General features: G+C 64.5%; 18 protein-coding genes. 8 read left to right on the top strand and 10 right to left on the bottom strand.

Going from position 1 to position 15,093, the window contains the following annotated elements; genetic code table 11:
* Window positions 1-129: 129 nt before the first annotated feature.
* A complete protein-coding gene (locus B5527_RS12720; RefSeq protein WP_079601605.1) occupies window positions 130-645 on the bottom strand; it encodes a YcgN family cysteine cluster protein in 516 nt (171 codons plus the stop codon).
* Between the two features lie 282 nt (window positions 646-927).
* On the opposite strand from B5527_RS12720, the gene B5527_RS12715 reads away from it, so the two are divergent.
* Genes B5527_RS12715 through B5527_RS12705 form a run of 3 tightly spaced genes read left to right on the top strand, consistent with a single transcriptional unit; the run spans window position 928 to window position 4,369 of the window.
* Complete coding sequence (locus tag B5527_RS12715) at window positions 928-3,210, top strand: transglycosylase domain-containing protein (protein WP_079601604.1); 2,283 nt, start codon at window positions 928-930, stop codon at window positions 3,208-3,210.
* A 2-nt stretch (window positions 3,211-3,212) separates the two neighbouring features.
* Window positions 3,213-3,791, top strand: coding sequence for a DUF1214 domain-containing protein (locus B5527_RS12710; protein WP_079601603.1), 579 nt, complete (start codon window positions 3,213-3,215; stop codon window positions 3,789-3,791).
* Window positions 3,788-4,369 (top strand): DUF1254 domain-containing protein, encoded by a 582-nt coding sequence (locus tag B5527_RS12705; protein WP_079601602.1) that lies wholly within the window; start codon window positions 3,788-3,790, stop codon window positions 4,367-4,369. Before B5527_RS12710 ends, B5527_RS12705 begins: the two co-directional genes overlap by 4 nt.
* A 27-nt stretch (window positions 4,370-4,396) precedes the next feature.
* Here B5527_RS12705 and B5527_RS12700 read toward each other — a convergent pair whose 3' ends face one another.
* Both B5527_RS12700 and B5527_RS12695 read right to left on the bottom strand, forming a co-directional pair.
* The gene (locus B5527_RS12700; protein WP_079601601.1) at window positions 4,397-5,176 is read right to left on the bottom strand and encodes a hypothetical protein; all 780 of its coding nucleotides are present in this window, start codon (window positions 5,174-5,176) and stop codon (window positions 4,397-4,399) included.
* 16 nt (window positions 5,177-5,192) lie between these two features.
* Window positions 5,193-5,390 (bottom strand): hypothetical protein, encoded by a 198-nt coding sequence (locus B5527_RS12695; RefSeq protein ID WP_079601600.1) that lies wholly within the window; start codon window positions 5,388-5,390, stop codon window positions 5,193-5,195.
* A gap of 290 nt (window positions 5,391-5,680) precedes the next feature.
* Between B5527_RS12695 and B5527_RS12690 the strand changes: the two genes are divergently transcribed.
* Window positions 5,681-6,622, top strand: a complete 942-nt coding sequence (locus B5527_RS12690; protein WP_425305069.1) for a DUF2336 domain-containing protein — start codon at window positions 5,681-5,683, stop codon at window positions 6,620-6,622.
* A gap of 77 nt (window positions 6,623-6,699) precedes the next feature.
* On the opposite strand, the gene B5527_RS12685 is transcribed toward B5527_RS12690, so the two are convergent.
* The 3 genes from B5527_RS12685 to B5527_RS12675 all read right to left on the bottom strand — a co-directional run bounded on the left by B5527_RS12685 (window position 6,700) and on the right by B5527_RS12675 (window position 9,058).
* The gene (locus B5527_RS12685) at window positions 6,700-7,044 is read right to left on the bottom strand and encodes a DUF1491 family protein (RefSeq protein WP_079601598.1); all 345 of its coding nucleotides are present in this window, start codon (window positions 7,042-7,044) and stop codon (window positions 6,700-6,702) included.
* Window positions 7,045-7,153: 109 nt separating this feature from the next.
* Window positions 7,154-8,506, bottom strand: a complete 1,353-nt coding sequence (hflX, locus tag B5527_RS12680; protein WP_079601597.1) for a GTPase HflX — start codon at window positions 8,504-8,506, stop codon at window positions 7,154-7,156.
* Between the two features lie 105 nt (window positions 8,507-8,611).
* The gene (locus tag B5527_RS12675; protein ID WP_079601596.1) at window positions 8,612-9,058 is read right to left on the bottom strand and encodes a hypothetical protein; all 447 of its coding nucleotides are present in this window, start codon (window positions 9,056-9,058) and stop codon (window positions 8,612-8,614) included.
* A gap of 360 nt (window positions 9,059-9,418) precedes the next feature.
* Between B5527_RS12675 and B5527_RS12670 the strand changes: the two genes are divergently transcribed.
* Complete coding sequence (locus tag B5527_RS12670) at window positions 9,419-9,691, top strand: hypothetical protein (protein ID WP_079601595.1); 273 nt, start codon at window positions 9,419-9,421, stop codon at window positions 9,689-9,691.
* Here the strand turns inward: B5527_RS12670 and B5527_RS12665 are convergent.
* Window positions 9,688-10,383, bottom strand: coding sequence for a peptidoglycan-binding domain-containing protein (locus B5527_RS12665; protein WP_079601594.1), 696 nt, complete (start codon window positions 10,381-10,383; stop codon window positions 9,688-9,690). The two genes, B5527_RS12670 and B5527_RS12665, sit on opposite strands and share 4 nt — an antisense overlap.
* Window positions 10,376-12,211, bottom strand: a complete 1,836-nt coding sequence (locus B5527_RS12660) for a PAS domain-containing sensor histidine kinase (RefSeq protein WP_079601593.1) — start codon at window positions 12,209-12,211, stop codon at window positions 10,376-10,378. Before B5527_RS12660 ends, B5527_RS12665 begins: the two co-directional genes overlap by 8 nt.
* A 420-nt stretch (window positions 12,212-12,631) precedes the next feature.
* Here B5527_RS12660 and B5527_RS12655 point away from each other — a divergent pair, with 420 nt between their 5' ends.
* Complete coding sequence (locus B5527_RS12655; protein ID WP_079601592.1) at window positions 12,632-13,018, top strand: DUF5330 domain-containing protein; 387 nt, start codon at window positions 12,632-12,634, stop codon at window positions 13,016-13,018.
* Window positions 13,019-13,109: 91 nt separating this feature from the next.
* Window positions 13,110-13,541, top strand: coding sequence for a SufE family protein (locus B5527_RS12650; RefSeq protein ID WP_079601591.1), 432 nt, complete (start codon window positions 13,110-13,112; stop codon window positions 13,539-13,541).
* Window positions 13,542-13,577: 36 nt separating this feature from the next.
* On the opposite strand, the gene B5527_RS12645 is transcribed toward B5527_RS12650, so the two are convergent.
* Window positions 13,578-13,991 (bottom strand): MucR family transcriptional regulator, encoded by a 414-nt coding sequence (locus tag B5527_RS12645; protein ID WP_079601590.1) that lies wholly within the window; start codon window positions 13,989-13,991, stop codon window positions 13,578-13,580.
* Between B5527_RS12645 and B5527_RS47085 the strand changes: the two genes are divergently transcribed.
* Window positions 13,990-14,115 (top strand): hypothetical protein, encoded by a 126-nt coding sequence (locus B5527_RS47085; protein WP_276329328.1) that lies wholly within the window; start codon window positions 13,990-13,992, stop codon window positions 14,113-14,115. The genes B5527_RS12645 and B5527_RS47085 overlap by 2 nt on opposite strands.
* Window positions 14,116-14,167: 52 nt before the next feature.
* Here B5527_RS47085 and B5527_RS12640 read toward each other — a convergent pair whose 3' ends face one another.
* Window positions 14,168-15,070, bottom strand: a complete 903-nt coding sequence (locus tag B5527_RS12640; protein ID WP_079601589.1) for a hypothetical protein — start codon at window positions 15,068-15,070, stop codon at window positions 14,168-14,170.
* Between the last annotated feature and the right edge of the window lie 23 nt (window positions 15,071-15,093).

The following is a 15,093-nucleotide window of genomic DNA, read 5'->3' as shown; positions in this document are numbered from 1 at the left end:
GGGTCGCGGGGAATCGCTCTGTGGCTTGGAACTTAGGCGGTAATTCGAAGTCGGGGCAGCGGGTCAGGCGCATGGGTGCGTCCCGCGAGGGTCACATCGCAATTGCGTGATCTGTTACAGCCGCGGCATTCAGGTTTGCGGTCGCTTCTTGAGCCGCGCCCGCTTCGGCAGCAGCGCCGGCCACTGCACGATATGATCTTCGAGATCGGCGTCGGCGATCTCGTTCTCGGTCCCCTGCACCCGCCCGCGCACCGAGACGCCGGCTTCATGCACCGTATTGGGATCGCCCGAAACCAGCGGATGCCACCAATAGAGATCACGGCCCTCGGCCACCAGCCTGTAGCCGCAACTGGGCGGCAGCCAGCTCAGGGTGCGGACGTTTTCCGGCGTCAGCCGGACGCAGTCGGGAACCTGCTCGGACCGATTCTTGTAATCCTTGCAGGCGCACAGCCCGGCATCGAGCAATTTGCAGGAAACGTGGGTGAAATAGATCTTGCCGGTGTCCTCGTCCTCGAGCTTCTCCAGACAGCAGCGCGCGCAGCCATCGCACAGGCTTTCCCATTCAACGTTGGACATCTCTTCCAACGTCTTGGTTTTCCAGAAGAATCCCTCCTGGTCCGAGGGCGGCTTGGGGCGGACGGTCATGAGTCCTGACATTTTTCGGGCGGCGGCCCAGACCCTTCTAGGGGCTGCGGCGCCTGGGGTGCAAGTGGGGTCGTTCGGCAGCATTGCAAAGCCCGGAACAGCGTTAGTCCTGCCGTTCAAAATCGTGAGGCCGACCATTGGTTTATCGCCCCCGCTCGGTTAGAACGACAGCGAGTCCCCAACGACGCAAAAGCGCCTTGGGTTTGCCGCAACATTCGCGCAAGACGTCTCGACCGTGCCCGACCGGGTGCTTGAGCGCTTTCGAACTGACCAAGGGCTCCGGTGCGCCAGATCGTACCACCGCAATGGAAGCAAAAAATCCGGCATTTGATGCTGGATATCGATGCGCGCATCGATTCGACGCTGTTCTCTTCGGCGGTAGGCGCGCGCGAACTCTATGAGCGGTTTTCCACCTTCATGGACCGCTTTTATGTCGGGCGCTGGAAACGCTGGGTCTTCATCGAGCCGTTGTCGGAAGCCGCCACCATCGGACTCGGCGGCCTGATCCTGATGCTGGCATTGGCGGTACCGGCGTTCCGCGAAACCGCCGACGAGGACTGGCTGAAGAAATCCGATCTGGCGGTGACGTTCCTCGACCGCTACGGCAATCCGATCGGCAGCCGCGGCATCAAGCACAATGATTCCATACCGCTGGAGGATTTTCCGGACAATCTGATCAAGGCGACACTCGCCACCGAAGACCGCCGCTTCTATGACCATTTCGGTATCGATGTCGCCGGCACTTTTCGCGCGCTATTGACCAATGCGCAGGCCGGCGGCGTGCGGCAGGGCGGCTCGTCGATCACACAGCAGCTGGCCAAGAACCTGTTCCTGAGCAACGAGCGCACCATCGAGCGCAAGGTCAACGAGGCGTTTCTCGCGATCTGGCTGGAGACCCGGCTCACCAAGAATGAAATCCTGAAGCTGTATCTCGATCGCGCCTATATGGGCGGCGGCACTTTCGGCGTCGACGGCGCCGCGCATTTCTATTTCAACAAGTCGGCGCGTGACGTCAATCTGGCGGAAGCCGCGATGCTCGCCGGGCTGTTCAAGGCCCCCACCAAATATGCGCCGCACATCAACCTGCCCGCCGCGCGTGCGCGCGCCAACCAGGTGCTGGACAATCTGGTCGACGCCGGATTCATGACCGAAGGCCAGGTGTTCGGCGCGCGGCGCAATCCGGCCACCGCGGTCGATCGCCGCGACGAGAATTCGCCGAACTACTATCTCGACTGGGCGTTCGACGAGATGCGCAGGCTCGTCGATACGTTTCCGAAATCCTACAACGAACGGGTTTTCGTGGTCCGCACCGCGATCGACATGAACGTGCAGCGGGCCGCGGAAGAGGCCATCGAGAACCAGCTGCGCCAGTTCGGCCGCGACTATCACGCAACGCAGGCCGCCACCGTGGTCGCCGATCTCGACGGCGGCGTGCGCGCGATGGTCGGCGGCCGCGACTACGGCGCCAGCCAGTTCAACCGCGCCGTCGACGCCTACCGGCAGCCGGGTTCGTCATTCAAGCCGTATGTCTACACCACCGCGCTGCTCAACGGCTTCAAGCCGACCTCGATCATTGTCGACGGTCCGGTCTGCATCGGCAACTGGTGTCCGCAGAATTACGGCCACTCTTATTCCGGCGCGGTGACGCTGACGCAGGCGATCACCCACTCGATCAACGTCGTGCCGGTGAAGCTGTCGATTGCGCTCGGCGGCAAGGGCGGACCGAAAGCCGGCCGCGCCAAGATCGTGGAAGTCGCACGCCGCTTCGGCATCACGGCGCCGCTGCCGGATACGCCGTCACTGCCGATCGGCGCCGACGAGGTCACGGTGCTTGAGCACGCGGTGGCCTATGCGACCTTCCCCAACAGGGGCAAGTCGGTGACGCCGCATGCGGTACTGGAAGTTCGCACCGGCGCCGGCGATCTGGTCTGGCGCTTCGACCGTGACGGCAAGAAGCCGCTGCAGGCGATTCCGGCATCGGTCGCCGCCGACATGGCGGGGATGATGAGCCACGTCGTCAGCGAAGGCACCGCGCGACGTGCCGCGCTCGACGGCATTCCGACCGCCGGCAAGACCGGCACCACCAACGCCTACCGCGACGCCTGGTTCGTCGGATACACCGGCAACTTCACCTGCGCGGTCTGGTACGGCAACGACGATTACTCCCCGACCAACCGCATGACCGGCGGCGCGCTGCCGGCGCAGACCTGGCACGACATCATGGTCGCGGCCCATCGCGGCGTCGAGATCAAGGAACTCCCCGGCGTCGGCATGGGCACAAAATTGCCGACGCCTGCCACCCCCGCGGCGGTTGCGGCCAACGGCGCGCCGAACGCTCCTGAGATCAAGCCGGGACCGCCGCCAGTCCTGACCAAACGCGGCGCGGATATTCTGGTGCAGGTCGAAAAGATGCTCGACGACGCCGCCAAGACCGCCGGCCATGCCTCGTCCGCCGATCCGACGAAGGCCGCCAAGCCGGTGTCGTCCAGCGCGCTTGCCTTCCCGGAGAGCTTTGCGGCGGCAGCACCAGGCAACGCGGCTGCGCCCGTACCGCGCAAGAACTGACCGTGCGGCTGATATTCATCACCTTGCTGGCGCTGATGCTGGCCACCGTCGTCGGCCTCGGCGCGACGTGGATGACGGCAATCCGCGGCACCGATCTCGGCACGCTCACGATCGGCGCCTGGACCGCCCGTCCCAAGACCGGCACCGCCGATGTCGATCCCTACTCGCGCGCCTCGATCGTGCGCAGCGGCGAATTGCCGGTCGGTACCGGCGACGGCGTGGCATTCTCGGCGACCACGGATGACCGCAAGCGTCCGCTCGATGGCCGCTGCGATGTGGTCGTCAGCGGCGTCACGCCCGCGGCCCGGTTCTGGACGTTGACGCTGTACGACCAGAAGGGGCATCTGGTTGCGAATTCGCTGCAGCGGTACGGCTTCACCAGCCAGGAAATCATCCGCGGCGCGGACGGCGCGTTCGAGGTGCGGGTGGCCTCGAGATCGCGCGCCGGCAACTGGCTCCCGACCGGCGGTATCGAGCGCTATGCGCTGATGCTGCGGCTCTACGATACGCCGGTGGGCGTGGCGACGCGGACCCAGCGCGATGCGCCGATGCCCTCGATCGCGACCGTGGGGTGCCCATGATCCGCGTGCTGTTCACGATCATCGCGGGCGTGCTGCTGGGTGGCATCGTGCATCTCGTCAGCGTGCTGGCGCTGCCGCGGATCGCGACCAACGACGCCTATTCGCGTCTGACCTCGATAACGAAGCTCAACGAAGTGACCGCGCTTCCGCTGGCCGATCCCAACAACGTAACCATGCCGTTCATGGATCCGGCGTTTGCACTCGCGATCTGCCGCTACGATCTGTCGGGAGGGCCGCTCAAGCTCGCGGTTCCCGTCAGCCAGGCCTACACCTCGGTGTCGTTCTACACCCGCAACGAAGTCGCCTATTACGCCATCAACGACCGGTCCGCCGGCCGCAAGGTGATCGAACTCGATCTCATGACCGAGGACCAGCACGCCGACTTGCCGGAAGACGAGGATGTGACGGCGGCCGACCGGCTGATCATCGATTCTCCGACCGCGACCGGGCTGATCGTGTTGAAGGCGCTGGCGCCGGAGCCCGGCCTGATGCCGCAGGCCCAGGCCTCGCTCGCCGCATCGAGCTGCAAGGTTCAAACCGATGCGCCGGCGAAGCAGGCGGCGCCGGCGAAGCGCTGAGCGAACCTATCAGTTCGTCACAAGTTCCTAGCCGCGGGTGCTGAGCGCGCGCCCGATCACCGGCTGCGCCGCGACCGGCGGGTTGGCCGTCTGTGCGGCGAGTTCGCCGATCAATCGATCGGCGTCCGCCGCCATGTTATCCGGCGCCTGCAGCACCAGCCGCTCCAGCGCCCAGTGGTAAGAGGAGATCCTCTGCTCCAGGCATTGCTGCACCCACTGCACGACCAGGGTATTCTCTTCCATGCGGGCGACGGCGTCGGCGCGCTCGCGCGGCGACAACTCCGAAATATGCGCCAGGGCGGCGTTACGTTTCCTGTCGAGGTCGAGCACACGCACCGCAGTGGCGAAGAACGGCTCGAACCGGGTGATGTCGTCCCGCACGTCATCGATCAGCTGCGCATAGCGTGACGAATGCGAGCGGTGCGGCTCGTCGATCAACTGGCGCCCATAGGCGGTACGATCGAATATGACTTTCTGCCGCCACGGCGAGGGAAGCGACGTGTAGTCGCCGAACACGCTCTTCCAGGCCGGGCGCGAGTGCGGCGGCTCGATCAGCGGGTAAGCCAGATCGCGAAGCTGCCGTTCGTTGTCGGTCAACTGGAATTGCGAGGCATGCAGGCCGACGCTCGATGTCGCCTCACTGCCGATCCAGCGATGCATGTCGTCGTTGCGAAAATCCTCGCGGGTGCGGCCGAAATCGCCGCCGCTGCAGCCGCCGAGCGTCACGCTTGCGAGAAGCAACGTCTGGACTGGTAAGCGGCACCGGATCCGTCGTCTTGTCCGGATTGGAAAACACGTCTCCGGCATTTCAAAATGCCCGATGTCAGCGCCGACGGCGACGGCGGCCCGGTGCCGTACCTTCTTCCGGTCCACGGCCACCGCTGGTTTTATCGGGTTCGCGCTCGATCCGGACGACGGGAAGGATCAGGATGATTCCTGTGCCTTCGCCTGAAGCGCCATCCACAGTTGACCCCAGCCGCCGCGAAGCCGCATCCGCCGGAAATTCAATGATGGTACCCATGTTCAACTCTCTCTGGTTGCCGCTCAGGCATGACTTGGCCGGCGACAGGCCATCATTAAGAACAGGACGTGGTTAACAGCATCTTAATTTCGTTTCTTGGAACCGGTTTGATGGATGCGATCGGACGGCGCCCCGTTGCGCACAATGGCCGCCAAATGCAACCACCGCGTTCACAGATCGTTTTCCTTAACGAGCTGTTAAAGCAACTGACGTAATTTGCCGCGAGAATTTCTCAGTCGCGTAACCCTAACATGACCAGACCTCAATCTTTTCCGGGTTTCGATGGCTTGATGACGCTGTCCCGTCGCGAGGGCGTCGATATCAGACCCACCTTGCTGCGCGTGCTGACCGACCTCTATGTTCAGGCCAACGCGCACAGCGGCGACGAAGAGCGGCAGTTCGTCGAACTGACCTCGCGCCTGATCGATCAGGTCGACGACGCGACGCGCGCGGCCGTGCGGGCGCGGCTGGCGATCTATCCGGGAACGCCGCGCGAAGTCCTGCAAAGGCTCGGGCTGAGACCCACCGATCCGGCTCAGCGCGTTCCGGTCGCTCACGAGATTCCCGCAAGCCCATCCGCGCCGGCGCCGGCCAGGGCCTTGAGCGAGGCGGAATTGCGGATGGCATCGAATTTGTCGATGCAGCCGGCCGACGCCGCCGAAATCAGCGACATGTTCTTCCGCGCCAGCGGCAGCGAACGCGCCTTGATCCTGCAAAATCTCCTCGACACCCCGCTAAAAGCTTCCGCGCGAATTCCCGCCGCGCGCACCAAACGTGCCATCGAAACGCTGGAGATGGCCGCGTTCGCGGCCGACGTCGAAAACTTCACGCTTGAACTCGGCGAAACCCTGATATTGCCGGCGCGGGTTGCCGCCCAGGTAGTCAACGATCCCGGCGGCGAACCGCTGGCCTGCGGGCTCAAGGCGCTGGGCATGCCGAGCGCGGTTTTTCAGCGCGTACTGCTGTTCCTCAAGCCCGAATTCGGCACTTCCGTGAACACCGTCTACCGGCTATCGCGCCTGTTCGACAGGTTGAGCGAACGATCGGCCCTGATCATGCTGGCCGCGTGGCGCGGCTCGACGCTGGCGGTCACCCGTGCCAAATATCGCCCCACCCTTTACGACGACGAACGCCATCGCGCGCGCTCCGCGCCCGGCCAAACCCGCCCGGCGACGCAAGCGCCAGGCGCCGGCGTCATGCCGCGCACCGGCTCGCAAGGCTCGGGAAGTTAGAATATTGCGCGTAATCCGACCGCAAAACCGGTGTCCGCCCGCGGATTAAATCCGAGGGCATGCTTTTGTGATACGTGCTAAGCCTTCGCCAGATCGAGAAAGTGCCGCCCTGCCCGGTCTTCGGTCTCGACAATCCAGACATCCGGGTCGAACCGGATTTCCTTCGCCAGACGCTCTTCTACCGAGGCTTCCGGCACCGGCTGTGGTGAGGTCGCGGCGAACAGGCGCTCGATCGGCCGGCTGTCGTCATAGACCGTCTGCGGCGCCGGCGCGTACAGCATGGCATTGCCATCGAGCAGCGCCACCTTGACGAACACCGCGCCGGCTTCTTCCGCGCCGCGGCGGCGCACGGCGCCGAATATCCCCTCGGTCTGGCAGCGGCGCAAATAGCCCGCCACCCATATGCTGGATTTCAATCGCATCCGACCACGATAGGCGAGCCGATGGATTGACGCTAGGGCGATGCACCGAAGCGGCAGCAGAAGTGGGGGACGACGCAAGGAAACCGCTTCGCTACCTTTACGGCGTCATTCAGGTAGCAGCGAGGGTTCTGCGCAGGCGCGCGATCGCGCCGGGGAGGCCGCGCACCTTCATGATCCGGCCGGTGGCGTCGTAGTCCTCCGAGAGCACGCGCGCATTCTCGTAGACGTCGCTGAGCATCCCCTGCTTCGCATACGGCAACACCAGCTCGTCCTCCACCATCGAAGCTTCAAAAAAAGAGATGATGGTCTCACGCAGCGCCGCCACGTCCGCGGGCGACTTTGCGGAGAGCAGGATCGCGTCGGGGTGTTTTTCGCGCAGAGCGGCGCGATCGGCCTCGCTGACGCGATCGATCTTGTTGAGCAGAAGCCGCGACGGGACGGCTTGCGCGCCGATTTCGCGCAGCACCTCGCGGCTCACTTCGAGCTGCGATTGATAGGTCGGATCGGACGCGTCGACGACGAACAGCAGCAGCGACGCCTCAAGCGCTTCGGCGAGCGTGGATCGGAACGAGGCGACAAGATCGTGCGGCAGCTTCTTGATGAAGCCGACCGTGTCCGAGACCAGAACGCGCGGCCTCGTGTCGGGCTGCAGGGCGCGCACCGTGGTATCGAGGGTAGCGAACAGCTTGTCCTCAACCAGGGCCTCGCTGCCCGTAAGCACCCGCATCAGCGACGACTTTCCGGCGTTGGTGTAGCCGACCAGCGCGACCCGCAGCTGATCGCGACGCGCGGACCGGCGCTGGTCGTTGTCTCGCTCGACATCCTCCAGCTGCTGCTTCAGCTCCGCGAGGCGATCGCGGATCTTGCGGCGATCAAGTTCGAGATCGGACTCGCCCGCGCCGACCCCCTGCTGCCGCCCGCCGCCCGACGATTCCCGCAGACGGGGCGAGACGTATTTCAACCGCGCCATCTCGACCTGCAGCTTCGCCTCGCGACTGTGGGCATGGCGATGGAAAATCTCCACGATCACTCCGGTCCGATCGAGTACCTGCGCGCCGGTGGCGCGCTCGAGATTGCGCGCCTGGCTCGGCGAGATGTCATGATCGACGATCACGATCTCCGCTCTGATTAGCGGATCGGGTTCTGTCTCCCGGGCATCCGGCTGCTTTTCGCCGGCGTCTTCGAATCGATCGCGGGCCTTCGATTTGCGGGCGATCGCCATCGATCCGACCACACCCGTGCCGCCGGTCATCGCCGCGAGTTCCGCAAGCCGACCCTTGCCGAGCACCGTGCCGCCGCCGATATCGTCGCGCTTCTGCGATACCGTGCCGACAACCTCGTAACCGAGCGTCTTCACCAGCCGGCCCAGCTCTTCGAGATCAGCGGCATGCGCGACGTCGTCAACACCGGGGATCTGGACGCTGACGAGAATCGCCCGCGGAATCGGCGGTTTGGTTTCCATGATGCGGCCCTTGCCGGCTCCTGATTATGTCCGGACCGTGCCTAGCACGTTTGGCGACGGCACAGGCGGCCATCCTCCTGTGGAGCGGCGGAAGATTGGCGCCAACTACGCGGCTTTGCGGAAGGGGCTCGTTTCGCGCCGCCGCGCCGAAACGGCGCAACCGCAATCATGCACGGTTCCAGCCTCAATGACAAAGCCGCGCCTTTCCAGCGAGAGGCGAAGGATCTCGTTGGCCGCAGCCTTTTGGGGATCAACCCAGACCACGAGCACGCCGGAGGGACTCACGAACCCCACCAGCCAGTCAAGCGCGGTCTCGAGCGTCTTGAACGTGCGCCGTCGCCAATCGACCAGCGCGACATCGTACTGGCCGGCCGGTTGGCCGCAGTTTGCCGTGGCCGCCGTGCGGACATAGCCGCGGCGTTGCAGCTCCAGCATCAATTCGACGGCCCTCGATCCTGCGATCACGATTCGGTGCTGCTTCGAGCAACCTGCGAGCGCGATGATCGGCTCGATGATCCGGTCGCGTGCGGGAGTAGTACGAGAGAGATTCATGGTGTCACCATTCTGGTCTGACTATTGGAGCTGGTGCGGAGATAGTCCGGCCACCGGCTACGCTTCTCGCGCAAGACTCCTGAGTGTTGAACGTGGCACTGTCGCTGCCGCGAGGCGTGCCCGCTCATGTTGGGTCCAAAACAGCACGTCAGTCGCCGCCGGCAGCGACTACGCCGGCGCAACGGATTTACGACAGCGTCTGCGAGATAGGCAAAACGACATAAAGAAGCGAGACGGACAAAACGGCCGCGATATAGACTTCGCATATTGGCTGCCGCGATGACTACTGCCCCGATCGGGTGAACAGCGGCAATTGCTCCGACCGCGGCACAGCCTTTCATTGCACCGATCGTCGCTGCCGTGTCCGGAATCAAAAACCGGGCGCGCGCCTTCGTCTGCACGCTGGCAATCGCGTTCGCGGACATAAGCCCCGAGATGACGGCAAGAAACGACACCAAACAGGGATTGATCGGCGCGTTGCCGCCAAACCGCTCATTGGGGGCGCAGGCGCCGTCTCGAAACGTTGCGGGCGGTCCGAAGGGGATCACGGCGGTCGAGGTTACCAACGCGCGGGGCTTGGCGCGCAACGGGATTGCGCGTCCCGCGTTGAAGCTCGCGCGATCGCGTGGCTAGTCGATCGGGTGGCCGATCATCGCGGTCAGTTCGCGGACCAGACGATCGGACACCTGCCCGGTCACCGGGACTTTGTGCTCGCGCTCGAATTTCTGGATGGCGGCCTGGGTGTCCGAACCGACCGTGCCGGTCGGTTTCAGCTGGCCATAGCCATATTCCGTGAGCGCACGCTGCACCGCCGCCACGCGTCGCGAGCCCGAACTGACGATTGTCTCAGGACGGGAGGAAACCGGAATCGGCGCCGGCGGCCGCGGGACACTGGAAGGTGCCGCCGGCAGCGCGCTGGTCGCCTTGACCAGATTGCCCAGCGGGTCGGCGCTCTTCGGCTCGGCAAGTTTTGGCTCCGCAAGTTTCGGTTCGGCAAGCTTCGGTTCGGCGGCCGGCGCTTCTGCGGATTTGATCGTGGCTTCCACGGGGCGCGGACGCGGCAATGGGCTGGGGTTCACCAATCCCGCCGCCGGCATCACCACGACCGAGCCGAACATCGGCGACGGATGCGATCCCGTCTGCAGAAAGAGCGCATTGGCGATGATGGCGCTGACCGCCGCGAACGCCAGCGCGCCCGCAACCGTGTCTTTCGGACTATGCAGCAGAATGCGCATCGCAAGCCCGCGCTCGGCCTGCGCCTCGGCCGCAACCGCGCCGCGACGGCGTCGCGGCTTGTCGTCATCCTTCGCAATGGGTCTAGGCACTTTTCTTCACCTGATAAGCCTGGTCGTGGGTCGCGGATCGCGACGCCGGCGCAAGCGTTGCGATATTGCTGGACGGCTCTCGCTCCGGCGCCGTGAACGCCAGCGGCAACGCGACGGTGACGGCGGTTCCCTCGTCGACCCTGCTTTGTACCGTCATCTCGCCGGCATGCAAGGCCACCAGGCTTTTCACGATCGACAGCCCGAGGCCGGTGCCTTCATGCCGCCGCTGATAGGTCTTGCCGGCCTGGAAGAAGGGATCGCCGACCCGCTTGAGATCGTCGGCCGCGATACCGACGCCGGTATCGGTGACGCGAAGCAGCAGCCGCGATCCCTCGACCGCGGCGGAAGCCGTCACCGTGCCGCCGCGCTCGGTGAACTTGATGGCATTGGACACGAGATTCAGCACGATCTGCTTGAACGCGCGCGGATCGCCGTTCATGACCGGCAAATCCTGCGGCGCGCGGGTCACGAGGTCGATACCGCTTTCCCGGGCCTTCAGAGCCAGCAGGTTGCAGCAATGGATGAGCGCCGCGCGCGGCGCGAACGGCTCCGGTGAGATTTCGAAATTGCCGGTTTCCATCTTGGACATATCGAGGATCCCGTTGACCACCGACAGCAAATGCTGGCCGGAATCGTTGATCAGCTGGGCATACTCCTTGCGGCGTGCCGCATCCAGCATCAGGGCTTCTTCCTGAACGATCATTTCGGAGAAGCCGATGATGGCGTTGAGCGGGGTGCGCAGTTCATGGCTCATGGTGGCGAGGAAGCGGGTCTTGGAGGCGTCGGCCTGCTCGGCGGCGGCGCGCGCCACGCCGAGTGCCTGCTCCTGGATCTTGCGGTCGGTGACATCGCGCATCACCGCAACGACCTCGGCTTCGGTCGCGGTCGGCGTCGCCTGCTCCAGCGGCCGGCAGCGCATCTCGACCCAGATGAAATCGACCCGACCATGATAAGCCCGCTCACCGCCACGCGGCAGATCTCGCCGGAGACGAAATTCGACGCTGCGCGCCTCGCCGCCGCACGCCGCGTCCGAAATCGCGGTGAGATAGGCCGGACGGTCGGCGACGTGAACGCGATCGAACAGGCCGTGGCCGAGCAGCCGCGTAACCTGCGTTCCCAGCATGGCCTCGACCGCGGGCGAAATGAATTGCACCGCGCCGTTGCGGCGATGCCGCGAGATCACGTCGCTCATGTTTCGCGCCAGCAGGCGATAGCGATCCTCCTCGACGTAGAGCAGCGAGACGCTGGTGCGCGCCAGCGATTCAGCACTGAACGCAAGTCCCGCGGCATAGAGCGTCGCCGAGGCCACGCCGAACCCCATGAATATGCCGCGCGAGACCGCATTGGCGTCGCCCGCCGGCAGCACGTCCAAGTATCCGAGGACGATCAGCAGCGCCATGCACGCCAGCGCCAGCGCGGATGCGAACGCGACCACGCGGCGCGACGCCGAAAGTGCCGCCTCGAGCGGAACGACGACCAGCCAGATCGCGGCAAAGGATTCGATGCCGCCGGTGGTTATCGCCACGGTCATGACGAGGCCCGCCAGCGCCAGCGACGACAGCACATGCGCGCCCTCGTAGCGGCCGGTACGCGACAGGAACCACGACAGCAGGATGGGAGCGATAAGCCACGCGAATGCCGCCACCTCGAGTGCGGTGGGCGCGCCGCGCATCGCAAGATAGACCGGGAATGCCGCGAGTGCCGCGAGACTTCCGAGCAACCGCGGCGCCATGAACGCGCGGTGGCGCGCACGCGTCAGGGCGTCGTATCGCGCTGACGGATGCAGCAGCGCATCGATGCAATCGCGGATAATGGTCAAAACTGTCACGGCTCCCGCGCTTCGGCTTGTTCGTCGAACAGACGCGCCGGAACGCCCCCTTATCGTTGCGCCACCGTGTCAGAGCGAAATTAAGCGAACGCTAAGGCGCGCCGCCCGGCAGTCAAAGACCGTGTGTTCTTGGGGTGTTCACACGCCCCGAACCGGACTATTCGGCGCAGATGGTGAACGGCGGGTTTCCGGAACGAGCCCGGCATGGTTTCGAAAGGGTGGACGCGGCCGCTATCCCGCTTTTGACGGAAAATCTCCATCAATCGAAAATTTACACCGAATCCAATCAGCCGGATTTTTCACAAATTTTCGACGATTTAACCTCAATGCAAACACTCGCGATTTATCGACGGCTGTTAGTCAAGGACCAATTGCGAGATCATCCGCAACGAAAGCGAAAGACACGGCCGGGGTCGCGAGATGTTTTTTCTGCTCCGCATGGCATTCTGGCTCGGGCTGGTGCTCGTGCTATTGCCCAGAGACAGGACGCCTGAATCGGACAAGCTGCCGCAACTGGGGGCGTCAGAAGCCGTATCCGCTGCGACCGCGGCGGTGTCGGACATGAGTCAATTCTGCAAACGCCAGCCGGCCGCGTGCGAAGTCGGCGGCCAGGCCGCCACCGTCATCGGACAGCGCGCCCAGGAGGGCGCGCGCAAACTGTACCAGATCATCACCGACAAGCGCTCGTCCGACCATACCGGCTCGATCGGCAACGTCGGGAATGCCGACACCTCTCTTGCCGACGCCGCGCCACGCGACACATTGACGCCGGATGACCTGCAGGCGGAGTGGCGTGGCGTGCCATGACGGCGAATTAAGTCCTCATTTTGGTTCCGGTTATATCGCTTTCGATCGCCCGCGGCCCTATATATGGCTTTGGGATAGAGCGCGGGACACGATGACGATCGACGAAATCAGGGATAATTTTGCGCTGCTGGACGATTGGGACGACCGTTATCGGTATGTCATCGAACTCGGCCGCACGCTGGACCCGATGCCGGAGGCCGAGCATTCCGCCGCCAACAAGGTGCAGGGCTGCGCCAGCCAGGTTTGGCTGGCAAAGCAGGTCGGCCGCAGCGACGGCAACGCGCCGCTGCTGACCTATCGCGGCGACAGCGACGCCCACATCGTGCGCGGGCTGATCGCGATCCTGCTGACGCTGTATTCCGGCCACACGCCACAGCAAATTCTCGGCACCGATGCCATCGCGGTGTTCGACGAATTCGGATTTCGCGAGCATCTGACGCCGCAGCGCTCCAACGGCCTGCGCGCCATGGTCGAGCGCATTCGCACCGACGCCCGCGAGGCGCTTGCCGCCGCCGCCACCTGAAGGCCGTTGGCATAGCGGCGCCATCAAACAGCCGAGCTATTTCCGCCGCCGCCGTTGCTGGCCTAGTCCCATCTTTTTGGCGAGCGCCGAACGCGCGACCGCGTAATTCGGTGCCACCATCGGATAGTCCTGCGGAAGGCCCCACTTGTCGCGGTATTGTTCCGGCGTCATGTTGTATTGCGTGCGCAGATGGCGTTTCAGCGATTTGAAGCGCTTGCCGTCCTCCAGACACACCAGGTAGTCGGGGGTCATCGATTTCTTGACCGACACCGCCGGTTTGACGAGTTCCAGGGGCGTTTCGATTCGCCCCGTGGAGACCCGCAGCAACGCCGCGTGAACCTGGCTGATCAGGTTCGGAATTTCGGAAGCCGGCGTCGGATTATGGCTGAGATAGGCCGACACGATCGTCGCGGTCAGGTCGATGAAACTCTTGCCGGCAGCGTCGTTCATGGCCTGCACCCTTCTGGTCGCCAACACGCCAGGATATGCGCGGATCGGACAGTATCCGCAGCGCCAATACGCTTTGGGAATCTTCCACTACTTGTCCAATATGACCGGATTACTGGTGAAGTGACAAGAACAACGCCGCTTTATTTTCAAGGCGGGTACGCCGCAAGCACAACCGCTCAGGGGCGATGATCGAGGTGGGCACGCAGTTCGTCGATCGATGCGAACCGCATCATGCCTTCGGGCATTTGGGCCTCGATCGAGCCATCGGAATACAGGGAATAGGCCATGCCATCGACGACGCCCGATTTGAGCACCGTCACCGGCGGCTGGTCTTCGTTTCGTGCCGCCGGCGGCTTGTGATCCGCGGCGGGCGCACCGGCAGCCGGTTCGGCAAACGTCGACGGCGCCCGGCCGCTTCGCCGTTGCGGCGGCGGCGAGCGTTCCGATTTCGGCCAGGCATCGTCGAACGTCGGCGGCGGCACTTCGCCTGGCTCGGAAACCGGCGGCGCCGCGGCAGGCGGGGGCCGCAGATCGGGCACGGGCGGTTCGGTCGTTCGCGCCTCGGCGCGCTCGCGCTCCCTCCGCGATGACGAGGAAAACAGCAGGTTGCGCCGCGGCTTGACGACCGGCGCGGCGTCAACGGGCTCCGGCGCCGCCGGCACGTCGACACGCCCGCGGTCGCGCGGCGCAGCCTGCTCATGCCACGGCGGCGGCGATGCCGGATGCCCTGCCGACTCGACAAGGCCCGCATTTTCCTCTGCCGGCTGGTCGCGCCTCAGCGAGAAAGCGCCGCCCTCCGGAGCCTGGGTCCCCAGCGCAGCGCCTGGATCCGCCGATCGCAGCCCGGTTCCCGCACCTGATTCCGCGACAAAACCGGAACCGAGCCGCCGCGCGATATTTCTCAGCTCGCGGACGACGATCCAGAAGCCAAGCATCATGATCCCGGTGCAAGCCACGACCGCACCAGTGAGAATCAGGGTGTTGCCGAAACTGAATTCCTTGACCGGTATCCCGAAACCGATCGCCATAAGACCAGCCAGCAACAAGCCAATCCCGGCGATCAACAACACAGCTGCCATCGAACTCACCCCCGAGCGCGCTG

It is taken from the genome of Bradyrhizobium erythrophlei (assembly GCF_900129425.1).
GTDB lineage: Bacteria > Pseudomonadota > Alphaproteobacteria > Rhizobiales > Xanthobacteraceae > Bradyrhizobium > Bradyrhizobium erythrophlei_C.
Note: the sequence above shows the minus strand (reverse complement) of the source record. Positions and strands in the feature narration are given on the sequence as shown.